The sequence below is a fragment of the Kitasatospora sp. NPDC041988 genome, from assembly GCF_055588525.1.
In genome coordinates this window covers 565,523-585,408 of sequence record NZ_JBVJCO010000001.1, presented here as the reverse complement: position 1 = coordinate 585,408, position 19,886 = coordinate 565,523, and the positions used below count along the sequence as shown (strand labels likewise).

The 19,886-nt window shown below is 73.3% G+C and carries 18 protein-coding genes and 1 pseudogene; 10 read left to right on the top strand and 9 right to left on the bottom strand.

The genetic code is table 11. The features are described 5' to 3' along the window. Positions 1-19: 19 nt before the first annotated feature. Positions 20-2,911 (bottom strand): BTAD domain-containing putative transcriptional regulator, encoded by a 2,892-nt coding sequence (locus ACZ6NC_RS02460; protein WP_465728107.1) that lies wholly within the window; start codon positions 2,909-2,911, stop codon positions 20-22. 25 nt (positions 2,912-2,936) lie between these two features. Next, positions 2,937-3,716, bottom strand: coding sequence for an SDR family oxidoreductase (locus ACZ6NC_RS02455; protein ID WP_465728105.1), 780 nt, complete (start codon positions 3,714-3,716; stop codon positions 2,937-2,939). Between the two features lie 266 nt (positions 3,717-3,982). On the opposite strand from ACZ6NC_RS02455, the gene ACZ6NC_RS02450 reads away from it, so the two are divergent. The 3 genes from ACZ6NC_RS02450 (at position 3,983) to ACZ6NC_RS02440 (ending at position 7,242) form a co-directional block, all read left to right on the top strand. Continuing rightward, the gene (locus ACZ6NC_RS02450; RefSeq protein ID WP_465728103.1) at positions 3,983-5,038 is read left to right on the top strand and encodes a magnesium and cobalt transport protein CorA; all 1,056 of its coding nucleotides are present in this window, start codon (positions 3,983-3,985) and stop codon (positions 5,036-5,038) included. Between the two features lie 106 nt (positions 5,039-5,144). Continuing rightward, positions 5,145-6,722, top strand: coding sequence for a phytoene desaturase family protein (locus ACZ6NC_RS02445; RefSeq protein WP_465728101.1), 1,578 nt, complete (start codon positions 5,145-5,147; stop codon positions 6,720-6,722). Between the two features lie 139 nt (positions 6,723-6,861). Beyond that, complete coding sequence (locus ACZ6NC_RS02440) at positions 6,862-7,242, top strand: hypothetical protein (protein WP_465728099.1); 381 nt, start codon at positions 6,862-6,864, stop codon at positions 7,240-7,242. Positions 7,243-7,450: 208 nt separating this feature from the next. On the opposite strand, the gene ACZ6NC_RS02435 is transcribed toward ACZ6NC_RS02440, so the two are convergent. The 6 genes and pseudogenes from ACZ6NC_RS02435 to ACZ6NC_RS02410 all read right to left on the bottom strand — a co-directional run. After that, positions 7,451-7,942 carry an FBP domain-containing protein gene (locus ACZ6NC_RS02435; RefSeq protein WP_465728097.1) on the bottom strand — a complete coding sequence of 164 codons (492 nt, stop codon included), beginning with the start codon at positions 7,940-7,942 and terminating at the stop codon, positions 7,451-7,453. A 161-nt stretch (positions 7,943-8,103) separates the two neighbouring features. Beyond that, positions 8,104-8,559 (bottom strand): hypothetical protein, encoded by a 456-nt coding sequence (locus ACZ6NC_RS02430; protein ID WP_465728095.1) that lies wholly within the window; start codon positions 8,557-8,559, stop codon positions 8,104-8,106. Positions 8,560-8,766: 207 nt separating this feature from the next. Beyond that, positions 8,767-10,347 carry a S41 family peptidase gene (locus ACZ6NC_RS02425; protein ID WP_465728093.1) on the bottom strand — a complete coding sequence of 527 codons (1,581 nt, stop codon included), beginning with the start codon at positions 10,345-10,347 and terminating at the stop codon, positions 8,767-8,769. A 13-nt stretch (positions 10,348-10,360) separates the two neighbouring features. Continuing rightward, entirely contained in the window at positions 10,361-11,941 is a 1,581-nt protein-coding gene (locus ACZ6NC_RS02420) for an amidohydrolase family protein (protein WP_465728091.1), read from the bottom strand. Continuing rightward, positions 11,941-12,708, bottom strand: coding sequence for a uracil-DNA glycosylase family protein (locus tag ACZ6NC_RS02415; RefSeq protein ID WP_465728089.1), 768 nt, complete (start codon positions 12,706-12,708; stop codon positions 11,941-11,943). Before ACZ6NC_RS02415 ends, ACZ6NC_RS02420 begins: the two co-directional genes overlap by 1 nt. A 286-nt stretch (positions 12,709-12,994) precedes the next feature. Then, a pseudogene (locus ACZ6NC_RS02410) lies at positions 12,995-13,126 on the bottom strand (TetR/AcrR family transcriptional regulator); the annotation flags it as partial. Between ACZ6NC_RS02410 and ACZ6NC_RS02405 the strand changes: the two are divergent. After that, a complete protein-coding gene (locus ACZ6NC_RS02405; RefSeq protein WP_465728087.1) occupies positions 13,101-13,625 on the top strand; it encodes a TetR/AcrR family transcriptional regulator in 525 nt (174 codons plus the stop codon). The pseudogene ACZ6NC_RS02410 and the gene ACZ6NC_RS02405 sit on opposite strands and share 26 nt — an antisense overlap. Before the next feature lie 498 nt (positions 13,626-14,123). Beyond that, on the top strand, positions 14,124-14,519 hold the full coding sequence (locus ACZ6NC_RS02400; RefSeq protein ID WP_465728085.1) for a transglycosylase family protein: 396 nt from the start codon (positions 14,124-14,126) through the stop codon (positions 14,517-14,519). A gap of 305 nt (positions 14,520-14,824) precedes the next feature. Here the strand turns inward: ACZ6NC_RS02400 and ACZ6NC_RS02395 are convergent, their stop codons facing one another. Next, positions 14,825-15,340 (bottom strand): GNAT family N-acetyltransferase, encoded by a 516-nt coding sequence (locus tag ACZ6NC_RS02395; RefSeq protein ID WP_465728315.1) that lies wholly within the window; start codon positions 15,338-15,340, stop codon positions 14,825-14,827. Positions 15,341-15,448: 108 nt separating this feature from the next. Between ACZ6NC_RS02395 and ACZ6NC_RS02390 the strand changes: the two genes are divergently transcribed. From ACZ6NC_RS02390 to ACZ6NC_RS02370, 5 genes are all read left to right on the top strand, one after another. Next, positions 15,449-15,892 (top strand): SRPBCC family protein, encoded by a 444-nt coding sequence (locus ACZ6NC_RS02390; RefSeq protein ID WP_465728083.1) that lies wholly within the window; start codon positions 15,449-15,451, stop codon positions 15,890-15,892. Positions 15,893-16,094: 202 nt separating this feature from the next. Then, a complete protein-coding gene (locus ACZ6NC_RS02385; RefSeq protein ID WP_465728081.1) occupies positions 16,095-17,051 on the top strand; it encodes a GlxA family transcriptional regulator in 957 nt (318 codons plus the stop codon). 151 nt (positions 17,052-17,202) lie between these two features. Continuing rightward, positions 17,203-18,201: a type I glyceraldehyde-3-phosphate dehydrogenase gene (gene gap / locus ACZ6NC_RS02380; protein WP_465728079.1), complete on the top strand. Its 999-nt coding sequence runs from the start codon at positions 17,203-17,205 to the stop codon at positions 18,199-18,201. 247 nt (positions 18,202-18,448) lie between these two features. Further along, entirely contained in the window at positions 18,449-18,799 is a 351-nt protein-coding gene (locus tag ACZ6NC_RS02375; RefSeq protein WP_465728077.1) for a PadR family transcriptional regulator, read from the top strand. Further along, positions 18,796-19,788: a hypothetical protein gene (locus tag ACZ6NC_RS02370; RefSeq protein WP_465728075.1), complete on the top strand. Its 993-nt coding sequence runs from the start codon at positions 18,796-18,798 to the stop codon at positions 19,786-19,788. Before ACZ6NC_RS02375 ends, ACZ6NC_RS02370 begins: the two co-directional genes overlap by 4 nt. The last annotated feature ends 98 nt before the right edge of the window (positions 19,789-19,886 follow it).

Sequence of the window (19,886 nt, the reverse complement as noted above, 5' to 3'; positions counted from 1 at the left end):
GAGGGTGCTCACCGCGGGCTCACCGCCGGCTCACCGCCTCGACGACGGCCTCGGGAAGGCCGAGCAGGCTCAGCACGGCCGGGGCGTCGTGGCCCGCCTCGGCCGCGGACTCGGCAGCCGTACGGTAGCGCGTCCGGGCCGTGGCGTGGTCGCCGCGCAGTTCGGCGACGCGGGCCAGCCCGGCGAGCGCGCGCACCCGGTTGCCGAGGGCCTTGATCCAGTGCGGGTCGATCCGTTCCAGCGCCTCGGCGTAGAGCCGTTCCGCCGAGGCCAGGTCGCCTTCGGACAGGGCGAGGTCGGCCTGCCCCCGCAGGGCGGCCGCGAGGCCGTCGGCGCTGCCGGCGCCGACGGCCAGCTCCGCGGCCCGCGCGTAGTCGGCTCCGGCCGCCGGACGGTCGTCGGCGGCGAACTGGTCACCCCGGTTGACGAGCAGGTCGGCGGCGTCCTCCAGGGCGCCGAGCTGTTCGGTCAGGGCGATGGCCCGATCGGTCAGCGCGACCGCCTCCACCCGGTCGCCGCGCCCGGCCGCCACTCCGGCGAGCATGTCCAGGGCCAACGCGGCTCCCCAGCGGTCGCCGAGCGCACCGAACTCGTCGGCGGCCAGGGCGAAGGCGCGCTCGGCCCCCGGGCTGTCGCCCGCACCGAGGAAGCCGAATCCCGACACGTACCGGGCCACCGCGCGCGCCCACGGCTCGGGGCAGTCACGCTGGGCCGAGACCAGCTCGAACGCGCTCTGCCGGTCCTCGGCCTGAGCCTGGCCGGCGCTCCGCATCATCCACACCAGCAGCGCGACCGGGTACCGGCCCGCCCGCTCGCCCGGCCAGGCCTCGGCCAGCGCCTGTCGGGCCGCGGCATGGTGCTGCTGCCAGAGCGGCCGCCCGGCGCTGCCGGACGCCGCGAGCAGCACGCACACCGCGTACTCCTCACCGCGCCCGGCCGGGGGCCGGTCACCGACCTCCTGCAGCAGCGCGGCGGCGTGGGCCGCCACCGACGTGGAGGCGCCCCGGATCCACAGGTAGGCCGAGGCCGAGGCCAGCAGCTCCAGGGCCGTCTCCACCTCCTGTGCCGCGACGGCCCAACGCACCGCCGTCAGGAGGTCGTCGTGCACGGCGGAGACGACCGGCAGCCATTCCAGCTGTCCGGCCGTGCGCAGGTACGGGTCGGCGGTCCGGACCAGCTGCCGGACGTACCGGGCGTGGGCGCGGCCGGCCACGTCCTGCTCGCCCGCCGCCGCCAGCTGTTCGGCGGCGAAGGTACGGATCGTCTCCAGCATCCGGTACCGGCCGCGGCCGGCCTGCAGGAAGGACTTGTCCGCCAGCGACTCCAGCGTCTCGCCGTCGGCCTCGCACACCTGCGCCGCCGCCTCGGCCGACGCGCCGCCGGCGAAGACCGCGAACCGCCGGGCGGCCCGCCGTTCGGGTTCGGAGAGCAGGTCCCAGCCCCAGGCGACCACCGAGCGCAGGGTCCGGTGGCGCTGGTCGGCCGTACGGGTGCCGCGCGCGGCGATCCCGAGCACGTCGTCCAGCCGTCCCGCGAGGTCGGCGATCTCCAGCGTGCGCAGCCGGGCCGCGGTCAGTTCGATGGCCAGCGGCAGGCCGTCCAGCGCCGTGCAGATCCTCCGCAGGAGAGCGGGATCGGCGGCGAAGCCGCGCCGCACGGCGGCGGCCCGGTCGGTGAACAGCCGTACCGCCGCGTCCTCGTCGAGCGGCCCGACGTACTGCAGGCTCTCGCCGATGATGCCGAGCGGTTCGCGGCTGGTGGCCAGGACCCGCAGCCGCGGGCAGGTCGCCAGCAGCCGCGCCACCAGCGTGGCGGTCTCCTCGACCAGGTGCTCGCAGTTGTCCAGGACGAGCAGGAGCACCCGGTCCGACAGCGCCGTGATCAGGCGGTCGAGCGGTGCCCGCGCTCCGTCCAGGTGGAGCCCGCTCTCGCGCAGGCCGAGCGCGCCCAGCAGCAGCTGCGGCAGCGCGGCGCCGTCGCGCAGCGGGGCCAGCTCGACGAAGCACACCTCGTCGGTCACGCCACCGGCGAGCTCGACGGCCAGCCGGGTCTTCCCGACACCGCCGGGGCCGACCAGGGTGACCAGGCGGGCCACCCGCAGCAGCTCCGCTGTCTCGTCCACCTCGCCGGCGCGGCCCACGAAGGAGGTCAGTTGTGCCGGCGGTGCGGCCGGCGCCGGCGCCCGATCGGCGCTCAGCAACTCCCGGTGAAGGGCGGCCAGTTCGGCCGACGGGTCGGCGCCGAGCTCGTCGGCCAGGTGGCGCCTGGTCTCCTCGAAGACCACCAGCGCCTCGGCCTGGCCGCCCTCGGCGAACAGCGCGCGCATCAGCAGCGCCGCCAGATGTTCCCGGAGCGGGTGGCGGCCGACGAGTTCGCGCAGTTCCGGTACGGCCGCGCGGTGCTCGCCGAGGCGAAGCGCCCCCTCGAACCGGTCCTCAAGCGCTGCGAGCCGCAGCTCCTCCAGCCGTACCGCCGCCGCCCGGGCCGTCTCGCGTTCTGCGACCTCGGCCAGCGCGGGCCCCCGCCACAGCCCGAGCGCCTCGCGCAGCAGCGCGACCGCCCGTTCCGCATCGCCGTCCCGCAGTGCGGCACGGCCCTGGCCGGCCAGCCGCTCGAACCGGCGGGCGTCCACGGCGTCCGGCTCGACCACGATCCGGTAGCCCGCCCCGGCCCGTTCGATCGCCGCCGTCTGCCCCAGGGCCGCCCGCAGCCGGGACACCTGGGACTGCACCGCGTGCGCCGACAGCTCCGCGTCCGGGTCGACCTCCTCGGCCAGCCGGTCGGCGGAGACCACCTCACCGGGGCGGACCAGCAACAGTGCCAGCAGCGCCCGCCGGGCCGGCCCGCCGAGCGGAACCTCGGCCCCGTCGTCACGCCACGCCTTGGTCTCTCCGAGGATTCCGAACCGCATGCGGGTGATTATCCCTCAGAGATGATCACGCCGGCACGATGGGGCCGAGGTAGGTGCCGCCCGACACGTCGACCGTCTGGCCGGTCACCCAACGCCCCTGCGGGCCCGCCAGGAAGCCGACGACGTCGGCGACGTCCTCCGGCTCGCCGAGCCGGCCCAGCGCGGTGATGGACTCCAGCCCCGCGACCACCTCCGGAATCGCGGTGTGACCCGCCGTCATGTCGGTCCGCACCGCGCCGGGTGCCACCGTGTTCACCGTGATCCCCCGCCGGCCGAGCTCATTGGCCAGCGACGGCGCCATCGACTCCAGTGCCGCCTTGGTGATGGTGTACGCGATCTGCGTGGAGACCGCGAACCGGCTGGCCGTCGAGCCCATGTTGATGATGCGGCCACCGTCGTTGAGCAGCGGCAGCGCCCGCTTGATCACGAAGAACGGCGTGCTGACGTTGACCGCCAGCAGTGCGGTGAACTCCTCCTCGGTGACCTGTCCGATCGAACTGCCGGAGATGATGCCCGCGTTGTTGACCAGGATGTCCAGGCCGTCCGCACCGTGTGCCGCCAGCCCCGCGGTCAGCCCCTCGAAGAGCCGGTCCAGCGCGCCGCCCTCGCCGAAGCGGGCCCGGACGGCGAACGCCCGGCCACCCGCGGCCTCGATCCGCGCCACGGTCTCCTTGGCGGCGTCCTCGTTGCCGCCGTAGTGCACGGCGACCAGGGCACCCTCCGCGGCCAGCCGCAGCGCCACCGCCCGGCCGATCCCCCGCGATCCACCCGTCACCAGCGCCGTCTTGCCGGTCAGCTCACCCATGATCATGCTCCCTCTGTCGTGGCCGGGCCCTCGGCGGTTCCGGCGATGACCAAAGACTGCCGACGACCGCTCACCGCGCCCTCACCGCCCGCTCACCGCCCACGAGGACCTGGGCCCCTTCCGGGCGGGGCCGGGCTCCCGGGCCCGCGCCGTGGAGCAGGTCCGGCCGAATCGGAGGAGCATCGATTGCGGGAGGCGACCACGGCGCGCTACGCCGCCGGCGGGGCGGCACACGGCGTGGTCGGCCGGGTGCGAGGAGGAAGGCCATGATCGTCGACTGCGCGCACTACCGTGACGGACGCCGGCAGCACGAGGGCCCCATGCGGCTGGAGGAGGCGGCCGCGCGCTGCGCGCAGGGCGGATTCGTCTGGCTGGGCATGTTCGAGCCGGGCCCCGAGGAGCTGGCCAGGGTCCGCGAGAGCTTCGGACTGCACGAGCTCGCCGTCGAGGACGCCCAGGCCTTCCACCTGCGGCCGAAGGCCGAGCAGTACGAGGACGGCACCGAGCTGATCATCCTGCGGACCGCACGCTACGACGACGAACGCGAGGAGATCGATACCGGCGAGATCAGCATCTTCCTGGCCGAGCACTTCGTGATCACCGTCCGCCAGGGCATCGCCAGTGAGCTGGCCGGCGCCCGCGGCCGGCTCGAACGCAGCCCCGAACTGCTGCGCACCGGCAGCGCCTCGACGCTGTGGGCGATCCTCGACCAGGTGGTCGACAGCTACGCGCCCGTGGTGACCGAACTCGAACGCGACATCGAGCAGATCGAGGCCACCGTGTTCTCCGGCGCGGTCGCCCCGACCGAACGGATCTACTTCCTGCGCCGCGAGGCCACCGACTTCTACCGTGCCGTCCACCCCCTTCTCGCCGTGCTCGCCAGGCGGCTCCAGGGCGGCAGGTCGGCGGCCGAACTGCTGCCGTACTTCCGCGACGTGCACGACCACCTCCTGCTGGTCAACGAGGAGGTCGCCGCCCAGCGCGACCTGCTGACCACCGTCCTGGAAGCGAACATCGCGGTGATCTCCGTCGAGCAGAACAGGATCAACCTCCGGCAGAGCGCCACGATGGAGCGGCTCACCATCATCGCGACCGTGTTCCTCCCGCTGTCCTTCGTGGTCGGCTTCTTCGGGCAGAACTTCGGCTGGCTCGTCGAGCACATCGACAGCCTCCCGGCGTTCATCGCCCTCAGCGCCGTCGGCCTGCTGCTGCCGTGCCTGCTGCTGTACATCTGGCTGCACCGGCAGCGCGACCACCCGGCCACGTCGATGCCGGAGGCGAACAACGCCGTCCGTCACACGCCGAGATCCTCCACGGGGTAAGGACGGCACGACCCGGCGACGGGGACGCGCCACCCGCCGGGATCCGGGCGCAACGCGTCGGTGCGCGGCTGTTCCCCGGCGTTCCGGAGTGCCGTAGCGTGGCCGAGTGAACGCGAACTCGTCGGCGCGGTACGACGCGGTAATCGTCGGTGGTGGGCACAACGGACTGGTGGCGGCGGCGTACCTCGCGCGGGCCGGCCACCGGGTGCTGGTGCTGGAACGGCTGCCCGAGGTGGGCGGGGCGGCGGTGTCGGCCCAGGCGTTCGCGGGGGTGGACGCCCGGCTGTCGCGGTACTCGTACCTGGTGAGCCTGCTGCCGCAGAAGGTGATCCGGGAGCTGGGGCTGCGGCTGGACCTGCGCCGGCGCCGGATCGCCTCGTACACCCCCACCGTCCGGGACGGGAAACCCACCGGACTACTGGTGGACGCGGCCGACCCGAGCCGGACGCGGGACTCGTTCCGGGCGCTGACCGGTTCGGAGCGGGAGTGGAAGGCCTGGCGGCGCTTCTACGGGATGACCGGGCAGGTCGCCCGGCAGGTGTTCCCGACGCTCACCGAGCCGCTGCCCTCACGCGCCGGGCTGCGCCGGCGGGTCGCGGACGACGCCGCCTGGGAGGCGCTGTTCGAACGGCCGCTGGGCGAGACGATCGAACAGGGCTTCGCCGACGACCTGGTGCGCGGAGTCGTGCTCACGGACGCCCTGATCGGTACCTTCACCCACGCCCACGACCCCTCGCTCCGGCAGAACCGCTGCTTCCTCTACCACGTCATCGGCAACGGGACGGGCGACTGGGACGTCCCGGTCGGCGGCATGGGCGCGGTGACGGGCGCGCTGGCCGAGGCGGCGCTCGCGGCCGGGGCGGAGATCCGGACCGGCTGCGAGGTCACCTCCATCGCCACCGACGGCGTCGGCGAGGCCGAGGTGACGTACCGTCATCAGGGCGGGGAGGTGCGGGCGGTGGGCAGCCGGGTGCTGGTGAACGCCGCCCCGGTGACCCTGGCACGGCTGCTGGGCGAGGAGCCCGGGCCCGCACCGGAAGGCGCTCAGCTGAAGGTCAACATGGTGCTGCGACGGCTGCCGCGGCTCAGGGACGCCGCCACGGATCCGCGCGACGCCTTCGCGGGAACCTTCCACATCGCCGAGGCCTACGGGCAGTTGGAGACGGCGTACGCCGAGGCGCAGGCGGGCCGGATGCCCTCGGCGCCACCGTCGGAGATCTACTGCCACACACTCACCGACTCGTCGATCCTGGGGCCCGAGGCGGTCCGACAGGGGTTCCAGACACTGACCCTGTTCGGCCTGCACATGCCCGCACGGCTGTTCACCGATCCGGCGGCCAAGGAGCGGGCGCTGACGGCGAGCCTGGCGCAGCTGGACGAGGTGCTGGCCGAGCCGATCGCCGACTGCCTGGCAACGGACGCCGCCGGGCTGCCCTGCGTCGAGGCCAGGACGCCGCTCGATCTGGAGCGGGAGGTCGGCCTGCCGGGCGGTCACATCTTCCACCAGGACCTCTCGTTCCCCTTCGCAACCGAGGATCCGGAAGGGGCCGCGGCCCGCTGGGGCGTGGCGACGGCGCACCGGAACGTGCTGCTGTGCGGCGCGGGAGCGATCCGCGGCGGCGGCGTCAGCGGCATTCCGGGGCACAACGCCGCGCAGGCCGTCCTCGAGGACCTGGCCCGGTAGCCGCCGCCCCGGTCGAGGGGCGAGCGGCGGAGGTCGGGCCCGCCGGGGCGTCGAGGCCGGTCATGCGCGGGGGCGGGGAGTCACAGCCCACGACGGTACGGCTCTGGTGCCACCGGCCGATGGAAGCCAGAATGCGGGCATGCGGAAACGGCTCCTGGTCGGCGTGGTCGCGGTCGCGGTGGCGTCCGGGTGCAGCGGAGGCAAACCCGCTGCAGCGCCCCGCGCGGCCGTCACGACGGAGCCGCCGCCGTCGAACAGCCCTCTGGCGGACTGCGTCCTGAGCATCACGCCGTGGTTGCAGACGTACCTCGACGGCGGCACGGACCTCGGCGACTACCAGGAGATGGGCCTCTCCAGCGCTCAGGGCGGCGCGCTGCGCGACCTGCAGCGGCAGGCCACCGCCCTCAGGGCGCATGGGCCGCTGCCGTCCGGCTGGGTGGCCACGGAGGTCGGGCGGGCGTGCGCCTCGATCGTCGCGGCCCGGGCCACCATCACCTCGAAGCCGACGGGCTGGCCGTAGGCGTCCGGGTCGCGTTCCTTCCCGGCGCGTCGGTCCGCCCGGACTCCCCCGCCCTCGCCGGCTCGCCGGCCCGCTGCGCCCGTTCCGCCCGGCGGGCCCGGCGATCGCGACCTGCCGGTGCGGGTCACCGCCGACTGCACCGAGCCGACAGCAACGAGCCGCCGGCACCGAGCCAGCCCAGACCGGACCGGCAGCCCTGCGCGGGCGGTCAGGTCGTGACCTTGGCGATGAACGCGGCGACGTTCGACGCGGTGCGCCGGATCTTCTCCTCCAGGGTGAGCGACTCGTGCAGCCGGGAGCCGGCGCCCGCGTCCTTGCGCCCCCGCACGTACAGCGAGCAGGCCAGGTCACTGCACATGTAGGCGCCCACCGAATTGCCCTGGCGGCCGGCCGGCCCGGCCTTCGGCGCGACCATGAGGGAGACCCCGCCGGTGTGGGTGGTCACGCACAGGGAGCAGATGCTGCGCCGGGCCTGCCATGCGGCGGCGGCCGGGCTGCGCAGCACGAGCCCCTGCGGGCGGCCGTCGAGCTCGGTGACGAGGTAGGCGCGGTCCGGGGCCTGCTGGTCCCGCCAGCCGAGGAAGTCCAGGTCATCCCAGGGCTGTTCGGCCAGGTCACGGGGAAGATTCAGGCGCTTCGCCTCGCCCTTGGTGCAGTTCAGGAAGGAGTTACGGATGTCTTGTTCGGCCAGCTGCTTCATGACACGGAAGGCTAATTTCCCTAAAGCCTTTAGGCAAATGGATAAACAGTGATGCCGGAGAGGCGAAGGACCATGACTCGGGCAGGACCCCCGGGGGCGGCCGGCTCCCGGGACCACCCCGGGGCGCGCAGCAGCGCCCCGGGACGGCTCCCGGCGAAGGGTCAGCAGGTGACGGCCACGTCCACGACCGAGGTGGGCGGGGGCGTGCCGAAGTCCGTCAGCGAGAAGGACGCCCGAACCGTCGAGCCGCAGGGGACGACGGCGCTCGGGCCGCTGATGTAGGCGGTTCCGGAGCCGAGGAAGGCGGAGTCGCTCTCCGTGCCGAGCGACGCGCCGTCGACGACGGTCGCGGACACCTTGTAGATGAAGCTCCGACCGGGCCCGGCGATCAGCTGCGTGCTGACGCCGTAGACACGGACGGAGGGACCGTCGACCGTCACGCAGACGGTGTTCAGCCGGTTGATCATCCGCACGGAGGGGCCGCAGGTCGTCGTCGCAGCGGACGCAGTGGCAGCCGGGGGGACTGCGGCCACCGGGGCGGCGGCTGCCGCCGGGGCGGTCGCGACGGGCAGGCCGAGGACGGCCAGGGCGGCAAGGGCGGGGACGGTTCGGTTCACGGGTCTTCTCCTGAGAGTCGGCGAGGCATGCCGTGTGGGGCCGACACCCTGTGAGCAATGTGATATGTCACATCTGACACTGATGCTCCCATGGCCGCGGAGCCGTCAGAACGCATCCGGGCGACCAGCGGCGGAACGGTCCGTAAACCGTCCCCTCGTGACCGAAACCGACCGCCCGGCCGCACCTCGATTCAGGACGGCCCCGGTTCAGGACAGCAGCGCGGCGGCCCCCGTCAGCAGGTCCTGGTTTCGTCGGGTGAGGTCGCGCCGGGTGAGGCGGTGTACCTCGTCCGCCTGCACGCCGAAGTCCTCCAGCGGGACGCCGGCGCTGTGGCCGGCCCGGGTGGCGCGCCGCAGTGCGACGCGGAACCCGGCGCCGCGCGGCAGCGGTCCGAGCAGCTCGGGCAGCCAGACGCTCAGCAGGTCGTACGTCCACACGTTGGCGCCGCCGGCCCCGGTGAACTCGGAAGTCCCGAGGACGCGCCCGAGCCCGTTGTCCTGGAAGCCGGCGGCGAAGATGTCGGCGGCCGAGTAGGTCAGGGCGTCGATGATCAGGACCTTTGGGCCCGGGTAGTGCGGTAACCCGGCCGTGATCGCCTCCGGGTCGCTGAGCGGGAACGCCTGCGAGTACAGTTCGCCGGTCTCCACGGCGGTGCGGATCGAGCTCGTCCAGTCGCGGAAGCCCGGGTTGGAGCGTGCCAGCGCGAGCGCCGCGCGCGTCGTCGGCAGTGAGAAGCGGACCGGGGCGACGGGTTGCCCGCTGAGGACTTGCAGGGCGGCCTCGGCGGCCAGGATGTTGCCGCCCGGGTTGCCGCGGATGTCCACGATCAGCCCTTCCTCCGGGGCCTTCGCGGCGATCTCCGCCACCTGCTCGGCGAACAGCCGTGCGCTCGCCACGTTGAACGAGAAGATCCGCAGGTGGCCGTACGGACCGGCGCGGCCCGGCGCGGGCCGGTAGGCCAGGACGCCCCGGGAGCCGCGTGCGGACGGGCGCGGCGCCCGGCTCCCGGTGAACAGCGCACGTTTGATGTGGCGGGTGGCCTCGTTGCCCGCGTCGATGCCGAGGTGCGGCGTGAGCGTCGGGACGGGATCCTGCGCCCGCCCGGCGTGCCACTCGGCGGCGCGCACACGCCACGGGATCCTGGTCTCCCGGGGCCTGCCGTCGGGCGTGCGGTAGGAGATCAGCACCCGGCGCTCGTCGGGCGGGGGGCTGGTCCGCAGCGGGCGCAGCGTCAGCGACTCCAGCCCGCGCGCCAGCCGCGCGTCGGGGCTGCAGCCCACCTGTGCGGTCACGCTGCGCTCGATCGCGCGCTCGATCTCGACCCCGTTCCAGAACTCCAGCTCGACTCCGGCGCCGAAGTCCGCGTGGTCGAGGGACCGGTCGGTCTTCGAGACGATGTAGTGCGGCGTCCCGTCCTGGTCGACGTAGCGCTCGACGAGGAAACCCAGCGTGGCCACGTGCCCGCGGTACGGGTCGGGGAGCTGGTAGACGGTGTGCAGGTCGCGCAGGTCCCGGAAGACGCCGGCGAGCTCGGAGTGGAACTGCAGCTCGCTGAGGGCGGGAACGCGGCGTTCCAGCAGGCGCAGGCGCTGGACCGGGTCGGTGGCGTACCTCGCGCGCTTGAGCGGGAGGTGGACGTAGAGCTCCTCGACGAGGACGCGGGCGGCGGCCACCAGTTGGTAGCGGGCCGCGACCGGCAGCGGGTCGGCGCCGGCCTGCGCCAGGAACTCGTCGAGCCCGGTCGAGTCCGGCAGGGGCCGCGTCGGCTGCGTGATCCTCGGGCTCATGTGGAGTGGGCGCTCATGTGTAGTAGGCCTTGAGGCGCTCGAGTTGGGGCACCTTGCTGCGTGCCACGGCGGCGAAGTAGGCCTTGTCGTGGGTCAGAGAGTCCGGGCTCGGAACGACCAGGCCCGGCGGGACGTCGCCGGTGCCGCCGACGGCAGCCGACTCGCCCTCCGGCATGTCTCCGAACAGTGCGAGCGGCGCGCCGGGATCGCCGGCCGGCCCGCCCCAGGCGGCCAGCGCGATCTGCGCGCCGCGCCAGGCGGCCTCCGGGTCGCGGCAGACCTTGGCCAGGGCCTGCTTGACGCCGCGCCAGTCCAGGGTGGCGTCGGCGCGGCCAGGCTGACGCACCGCCACGCTGCGCTTCGGTCCGACCTCCGGGATCGTGTTGGTGTCCGTCGCCCCGACGGCGGTCATCAGGGCCGACGTGCCGTAGCACGGCCGGCCGCGCACCAGCACCAGCAGCACGTGGTCCTCGGTCGCGTCGATGAGGTTGCGGTATGGGTCCTTGGCCGGGTCGTGGCGTTCGAGCACGAGCAGGTCCGCGGCGCTGCCGCGCTCCAGGCGCCCCACCTGCGGCCCCCATGCGGTCGCCAGCGCGTCGCCGGGGTTGGCGGTGACCATGTCGCAGAGGTCCCGGTCGTCGAAATGGCGGCCGAGCTCGTGGCGGTTGAGGGCGTCGGCGACCTTGAGCTCGCCGAGCACGTGCTTGGTCCCCGACGGCGACCAGTCGGACCCGAGCGCGATCCGCAGCCCCTTCGCGGCCGCTTCGACCACGTCGGTCGTCTCCTGGTAGAGCCAGTAGTTGGAGAACGGCGACCACACGACGGCGCCCTGCTCGGCGCCGTCGATCTCGGCCACCGAGGCCTGCCACCTCGCGAACTCGGCGGAAGTCAGAGCGGTGCCGTGCACGCCGATCAGGCCCGGCTTCAGGCAGGGTTCGAGGTCCGCGAACTCGCGGTGGACAACCGACTTCGGACTCGCCGCGTCCGCCTCCTCGACGCGCCGGCCCTCCGCGACGTGGTAGATCAGCAGACGGGTCCCGTCGAGCTTCGGCGCCTTGTCGTCGCGCAGCACGTCGGCGTCGAGCTGGAGCGCCGAGGTCATCACCAGGTCGCGGCCCGCCGGCAGCTTCTCGTTGTCGATGATCCGCAGGAGCCAGCCGTCGACCGGGCGGGTCGAGTGAGGGGGCCCCTGGATGGACGTGGTCCCGCCGATCAGTGCCTTGACCTCGACGTACTTGATCAGCGCCTCGGGCGCGGCCTGGCCGAGCACCCTGGCGGGCCAGGTGACCGTCGTCGAGTAGTCGGGCGCGTCCTTCTCGTCCACCCAGCGGTCGTGGTGCAGGTAGGGGACGCCGACCGCCTCCCACAGCGGAAGGGTGTTGTAGCCGAGGTGGTTGTGCAGGTCGATCAACCCCGGGAGGATCAGGGCGCCCGTGTCGATCCGCGGTGCGCCGGCGAACCCCGTGGGCGGATCCGCCCCGGCCGGCAGGACCGCGTCCAGGCGGCCGTCGTCGCCGACGTACACGGCGCCGGGGTCGAGGATCCGGTGGTGGCGGTCGAAGGTGACGACGGTGCCGAGCAGGACGAGTGCCATCAGCCCGGCGCCTTCCAGATCAGCGTGTGCCCGTCGTCCGGCAGCGGGCGGTTGACGGAGTTCTGCGCCCCGCCGGGCGTGGCGCGCACCCAGGCGTCGTCGCCCAGGAACGCCGGTGCGCCGAAGGGCATGTCCCGCCGGGGGATCGGGCTGTAGTCGGACTCCTCGAAGGCGGCGCCGTAGTTGGGGCCGGTGTTGTCCCCGTCGTCGTCCGGGTCGACCGCCAGGCGCAGCGTCGTGACCGCCTCGCGCCAGGCATCCAGTAACGCCACCGGGTCATGACTCGACGGGTGCGGCACCTTCACGAGCGTGGCCTGGGGCCGGGTGCTCCACAGCCGCACCGCTTCCTGGGCCATGAACCCCATGGCGACGACGGCCTGGAGGTGAGTGCCCACCGCCCGGTCGAAGACCTCGTTGCGCCACTGCGCCTGCGCAGGATCGGCGAGCCGCTCCTTCATCGCCATGGCCTGCGCGGGGTGGACCGCGTACGCCCAGGCGTTGAGGCAGACGTAGGAGCGGGTCAGCCCCAGCTTGGCGAGGAAGCCCTGCACCCGCTGGCCGGCGTTGCCGACGAGGCTGCGCCCGGCGATCCGTTCGGTCGGTCCGGGGTCGGAGGCCACGATCAGCACGCGGGCCGAACCGTCGAGCCGGCCACGGTAGAAGATCGGGCCCCAGTCGGCCCAGAACGCTTCCGCGACGGGCGGGTCGGGCACCTGGGCGAACAGCTTCGCGAAATCGGTCGTCGGTCCACGATCGAACTCCGGCATCGGTCAGCACCTCCTCACCGGGGGTTCACCGGCCGGACCGTGCACGCCGGCGGCCGGGCGGCACCCTGACGATCTGGTGCCGTCCGCGGCGCCGGAGGCGGCCCGGGGCACTGCGCACCCGGGCAACGACCACGCCAAAGCCCGTTGGGGCTCTGGTGGTTCGAGGGGGGAACCGAACCTGGGGTGGTTCGAGGGGGTCGAACCGGGCGCGTCGGGCGATCCGGTGTCCTTCCAATGGATCACACGACTCCCGCTCTCGCAAACCGCCGCGTGCCGGTCGGAGCCGTCAGCTGTCGGACGCCTGTGGCGGAGTGGGTTTCAGCCCGTCCAGGGTCAGGTCGAGCAGGCGTTCGGCCTGCGCTCGCTGCTCCGGCCGTGCCGAGGTGAGGGCGATGCCGGCGAGGGCGGCGAACATGTCCCCGAGCCGCCACTTCAAGGACCGGCGCGCCCTGCTCGACGCACTGGCGCTCACCGGCATCCAGCGACTGACCGCCACGGCCCGCAGCGGCCTCTCAAGGAGCGGGGACGACTTCCGCGAGCGGGCGTTCGCGTTCGGCCGCGCCTACGTCGACTTCGCCGCCGAACACGCCGAGCTCCTGGAACTGGCCTTCGTCCGCAAGCACGACGCCGCAGTCGCGGACGAACTGCACCGCGCCTGGCAACCGCTGAAGTCCGACCTCCACGCGGTGATCGCCCACGGCCGGCGCGAGGGAAGGATCCGCGCCGGAAACGCCGACCGGATCGGCGCCGTCCTCTTCACCACCGTCCATGGCGTGGCCACCCAGGCCGCGGGCGGGCAGCTCACCGGACCGGCCCTGGACGAGGTCTTCGACGACCTGCTCACCCATCTGCTCCGCGGCCTCGCGCCGAGCACCGGCGACGAGCCCCTGACGGAGCCCGCCGCTCCCGCCTGCTGAACCCCCGGGCACCTCCGGCCCCGCACCGGGCGGACTGCCACCCGTCACCAAGAGTGCGGGGCCGGCCCCCCGAGAGTGAGGGCTGTGGTGCGGGCCACCCCCGACCCGGCCACCACCCCACCACTTCGGCACGCGCGGCCGAGGGCCCGTCACACACCGTCGACGATGTGCGCGGCCTCACAGCACCACCGGTGTGGCCCGGACCACTTTCCGGCCATGTTCGATCTTGAAAAATGGGGCATTTGGCTTCAAAACAGCCCATTTCCTTGATTCATACCGCCGGTAACAACACCCTGACGTGCCTAAACCTACGAATCCTTGAAACCCCCACCACCACCCCCGTAACTTCGAACCCGTTGCACCGAGCAAACCGCTCCCAAGGGCCACCACCCCGGAGCACCCACGGTGCAGGACCACGCGAGCGACGCGCCCCCCGAAACCGACGGCCCACCCAGGGCCTGGTTCCGCACGCCCGCACACCCCTCCGAAAGGAACCACATGACCTTCCGCAACGAGACCACCACCGCCACCACCACCACCGCCACCAAGCGCCGCAACCGCGTCCGGATGGCCCTGATGGCCGGGGCCCTCACCGCCCTGCCGGTGGCCGGCCTCGTCGCGGCCAACACCGCCTCCGCCGCACCCGCCTCCGTCTGGGACAAGGTCGCGGCCTGCGAGGCCACCGGCAACTGGGCCATCAACTCCGGCAACGGCTTCTACGGCGGCCTCCAGTTCACCTCCAGCACCTGGGCCGCCTTCGGCGGCACCGCCTACGCCCCCCAGGCCCACCAGGCCACCAAGGCCCAGCAGATCACCATCGGCGAGAAGGTCCTCGCCGCCCAGGGCCCCGGCGCCTGGCCCGTCTGCTCCGTCAAGGCCGGCCTCACCAAGTAACACCCGGCCCAAGCACCACCCGGCCCAAGCAACACCCGGCCCACCCCGGCCACCCCACGACAACGCCGCTGCACCCGACCGATCACACCACCGGTCCGGTACAGCGGCGTCGTGCGTTTCCGACGTCGACAAGCCCTCAAGCCCCGCACCAAGGGCTACGACGGCTTCACCCTCGCCCTCGTCACCGCGTAGCGGAGCCGGGACGGCGCCCATGGCCCGGGCCGTCGCTCCTGGGCCCTGCTACGGCTCGGCCGTTGCACGTCCGGCGAACCGGGTGGCCGTGCGGGAGGCGTTGCCCCTGGCGGTCAGCGGACCGCCAGCTGCCACCTGACCTCTCCGTCGTGCCACTGCTCGGTGGGAGCGAGGCCGGCCGCGGTGGCGACGGCGGCGGACGCCCGGTGGTCAGGGTGGATGTGGGCGACGACCGTGTGCACCGCGTGCCGGGGGAGCCACGTGACGAGGCCTCGGGCCGCCTCGGCAGCGATGCCGCGCCGCTGCCAGGGGGTTCCGACCACCCAGGCGATCTCCGCGGTGGCCCCGCGGTCGTCGGCGGTGACCGTCGCCTGGAGCGTGCCGGTCAGACAGGCCTCGTCGCGCAACTGGATCACCCAGTTGCACCAGGATTCGGAGGGGTCGGGCGAGCCGGCGGCCCAGCGTTCGTAGCGGGCCCGCAGGGCCTCGGTGGTTTCCGGAGCGCCGCCGATGAAGGTGTGCAGGCCGGGGTCGGCCAGCACGGCGGCCATCTCCTCGGCGTGCTCGACCGCCAGAGGCAGGAGGTTCAGGCGGTCGGTGTGAATGGTCTCGGGCCGGAAGGCGCTCATGCGACCTGTCGGTTGGTACATCGGACGAGTATGACGGGCTCGCGACCGGCGGCCGCAGCCTCGGCCCGGCGCCGAAGGGCGGGCGGCGGCCGTTCAGTACGGTGGGGCATGGCCCGCTTCGTCCTGACCCGCCGTTCGCCCCTGCCTCCGGACGTCTGCTGGGCGCGGCTGACCGACTGGCCCCGGCACGGCGAACGGGTGCCGTTCACCCGGGTTTCGGTCGGCTCGGGGAACGGCCGACAGGCAGGTGACACGGTCGTCGCCCGGACCGCCGTCGGGGCGTTCCGGCTGTTCGACGACCCGATGGAGATCGTCGAGATCGCCGGACCGGTGCCCGGGCGCGACGGGGTGTGCCGGCTGGAGAAGCGCGGGCGGCCGATCCGTGGCGGGGCCGAGCTCCGGGTGCGGGCGGTGGGCGCGCGGGGCGAATGGAGCGAGGTGACCTGGGCGGAGGAGGTCGTGGTGGCGGGCCTGCCGGGCGTTCTCGATCCGGCGGTGGCCCGCCTCGGGCGGCTCGTCTTCGGCCGGGTTCTGGACCGGCTGCTGGGCTGAGCCTGTACGCCGCCCCACGGACCGGTCTCCCGCCCGCCGGCGCCGTTCGGGGCGACCGTGGGGACGGCGCCCACCCGGGAGCCGGTGCGCCCGGGCGTCCGGCGGGGCAATGGCAGTGGCAGTGGCAGGATGCTTGCGGTAGGTGGCGTCCAGGTCACGGGTACGACGAAGGGCCCGTCCGGCCGGTGGGAGGGAAGGTCCGATGACTCGCAGGAAACACCGCGTCGCCGTGCTCGTGCTGGAGGGCGCGAAACCGCTCGACGTGGGCATTCCCGCGCAGGTGTTCTCCAGCCGGCCGAGCATGCCCTACGAGGTGCGGGTGTGCGGCGCGGCGCCCGGGCTGGTGACCGGCGGTGACGGGCTCGCCTACCACGTGGCCGACGGGCTCGACGCCCTGGAACACGCGGACACCGTCTTCGTACCCGGGTACCGGGATCCGGCGACCACCGAGCCGCCGGCGGCGGTGGTCGAGGCACTGGTGGCCGCACACCGGCGGGGGGCACGGCTGGCGGCGATCTCGACAGGGGCGTTCGCGCTGGCGGCGACGGGGCTGCTCGACGGGAAGAAGGCGACGACCCACTGGCACTACACCAAGGCCCTCGCCGAGCAGCACCCGCTGGTCTCGGTGGACGAGAACGTGCTCTTCGTGGACGAGGGCGACGTCCTCACATCGGCGGGCGCGGCCTCGGGCATCGACCTCTGCCTGCACCTGGTACGGCGTGACCACGGCGTCGGGCTCTCCAACCACGTCGCGCGGCGCCTGGTGGCCGCGCCGTACCGCAGTGGCGGGCAGGCGCAGTACGTCCCCCGGAGCGTGCCGGAGCCGCTCGGCGACCTGTTCGCCGGCACCCGCGAATGGGCCTTGGAGCACCTGGCCGAGCCGCTGACCCTGGAGACGCTCGCCGGGATCGCGCGGGTGTCGGCGCGTACGTTCTCGCGGCGGTTCGTGGAGGACACCGGCTACACGCCGATGCAGTGGGTGCTGCGGGCGCGGGTGGACCAGGCGCGCGAGTTGCTCGAACGCACGGATCTGGGTGTGGAGCAGATCGCCGACCGGGTGGGGCTCGGCACGGGCGCGAACCTGCGGCTGCACTTCCACCGGATCCTCGGTACCTCGCCGACGGAGTACCGCCACACCTTTGGCACCCCGGCCCCGTGATGCCCGTCCCTCGGGGGACGCTGGCGAGATCCTTGCGGTCGGTGGCAACAAGTGTGGCGGGATACTTGCGCACCCTGTCGATCCAGCCCCTGTCCGGGTCTCGTTCGAACGCCGAGCATGGATGGCGAAACGAACGAAAGGGAAGACCTCCATGACCCGCATCGCCATCAACGGTTTCGGTCGTATCGGACGCAACAGCCTGCGTGCGCTGCTCGAGCGCGGCAGCGACCTCGAAGTGGTCGCCATCAACGACCTCACTGCGCCCGAATCCCTTGCCCACCTGCTCAAGTTCGACAGCTCGCTCGGGCGTCTCAACCGCCCGGTCTCGATCGACGGAACCGACCTGGTGGTCGACGGGCGCCGCATCAAGGTGCTCGCCGAGCGCGACCCCGCCGCCCTGCCGTGGGCCGAGCTCGGTGTCGAGCTCGTACTCGAGTCCACCGGCCGCTTCACCTCGGCCGAGGCCGCCCGCGCGCACATCAAGGCCGGTGCCCGGCGGGTCCTGGTCAGCGCTCCCGCCGACGGCGCCGACGTCACGCTCGCCTACGGCGTGAACACCGACGCCTACGACCCGGCCGAGCACGTCATCGTCTCGAACGCCTCGTGCACCACCAACGCGCTGGCCCCGCTGGCGTCGGTGCTGGACGAACTGGCCGGCATCGAGCACGGCTTCATGACCACGGTGCACGCCTACACCCAGGAGCAGAACCTCCAGGACGGCCCGCACCGCGACATGCGCCGCGCCCGCGCCGCCGGTGTGAACATCGTGCCCACCACCACCGGCGCCGCCAAGGCCATCGGCCTGGTCCTCCCGAACCTCGACGGCAAGCTGTCCGGCGACTCCATCCGCGTGCCGGTCCCGGTGGGCTCGATCGTCGAGCTGAACACCACGGTGGCCCGCGAGGTCACCCGCGAGGAGATCCTCGCCGCCTACCGCGAGGCCGCCGACGGCCGACTGAAGGGCATCCTCGACTACGCCGACGAGCCGCTGGTCTCCGGTGACATCACCGGCGAGCCCGCCTCCTCGATCTTCGACGCCGCCCTGACCCGTGTGGACGGCAAGCACGTCAAGGTCGTCGCCTGGTACGACAACGAGTGGGGCTTCTCCAACCGCGTCATCGACACCCTCGAACTCCTCGCGCAGAACTGAGCGGGTCCTCGCGCGCACAACCGAGCGCGTCCTCGCGCCGGGGGCCGACCGTCAGGGTCGGCCCCCGCTGCGGCGAAGGCCCCGCCCCTGGAGGACCCGCCCGTTCGCCAGGGCGGCGATCCGGCCGGCCGCTGCCACTGGCTGCCTGCCGGTCCGCCCTCCGAAACCCGTTCCGACATCGATGAATTGATGGGTGATCAACTGACCTCTTGCCAGACACTACAGTGACCGTACTATGGTGACTGCCATGAAGAACAAACGCTCCATGCAGGAGCCAACCTTCCTTCTTCTCACCGCCCTTGCCGACCAGCCGCGGCACGGCTACGCCCTCGGCGAGGAGGTCGCCGCGATCTCGGAGGGCCAAGTACGGCTCGGAGCCGGCACCTTGTACGGCACCCTCGACCGCCTGCTGAGCGAGGGGCTGATCCGCATCGAGCGGGAGGAAACGGTGGACGGGCGCCCCCGGCGGGTGTTCGCCCTCACCAACGAGGGCGCCCAGGCACTGCGCGACGAGAGCGAGCGTCTGCGGACCGCCCTCCGCGAAGCCGACCGGCGCCTGGGGACGACCCGGACCCGTCTCGTGGGAGGCACGGCATGACCCCTGACCGGCACCCCCTGGCCGCACGACTGCTGCGGTGGGCCCTCGCGCTGTACCCGGCCTCGTACGACGCCGGCGCCTTGACGGAGGTCGCCGACCACGCCGAACGCCACATCGCCCGAGCGGGCCGGCTCGCCGGGCTGCGCGAGGTGGCCGACGTCGCCGGGCACGGGGCCCGCACCAGGCTCGGCCTGGTCTCCCACCGCCCCATGGGCCGGGCGTTCGCCACCGCCGCCCCGCTCGCCGCGGTGCTGGCCGGGACCTTCGCGGCGGCCCATCTCTGGTGGGCCGGACGGCTGGTCACCGACCCCGACTTCCACACGTTCTCCGTCGACGGCGCCGAGAAGGCCGGCCCGCTCGCCGCAGCGGCGGCCCTGTTGATCCCCGCGACACTGATGGCGGGCGCCGTCCTGACCAACCGCTGGTCGGCGGCCAGGGCCCTGGCCCTGGCCACCATCGTGGTAGCACCGTTGCTTCACGTCCTCTCCCGGCCCGACCTGCTCGGCCTGTCGGTCGACATCGCGGCCACCTTCGGCCTGACCAAGCAGGAGTCCGGGCTGCTCGTGCTCAACGCCCTCATCCTCCTGATCGCGCCGCCGGGCCGGACACGCCCGCGCTCCGTGGTGCCCTGGGCGGTCGCCGTCCCCATCCTGGCCGCGGTCGTCATCACCACGCTCACGGACGGCTTCGCGCAGAGGACTTTCCTCTCCGGATTCGACATCGTCGCCCCCGTCGCCACCGGCGCCGCCATCGCAGTCACCGCCCGCACCGCGGTCCGCGCGGCACTGGCCACCGCCCTCCTGGCCGTGCCGCCCCTGCTCGTCCCCGCCCTCACCCACGGGCGCATGGAGATCCCGATGATGGAGCGGCTGGTCGTCCTGTTCTCCTTCGGCTACCTGATCGCCCTCTGCACCGTCCGGCTCACGGCCCGGTTCACGGATCGGCCCACGGAGCGGCGCTCCCGGCCCACGGGCCTCACCCGCCCCTGACCGACCCCGGCGGGGGGGGGGGGAGGGGGGGGGGGGGGGGGGTGGGGGAGGGGGGGGGGGGGGGGGGGGGGGGGGGGGGGGGGGGGGGGGGGGGGTGG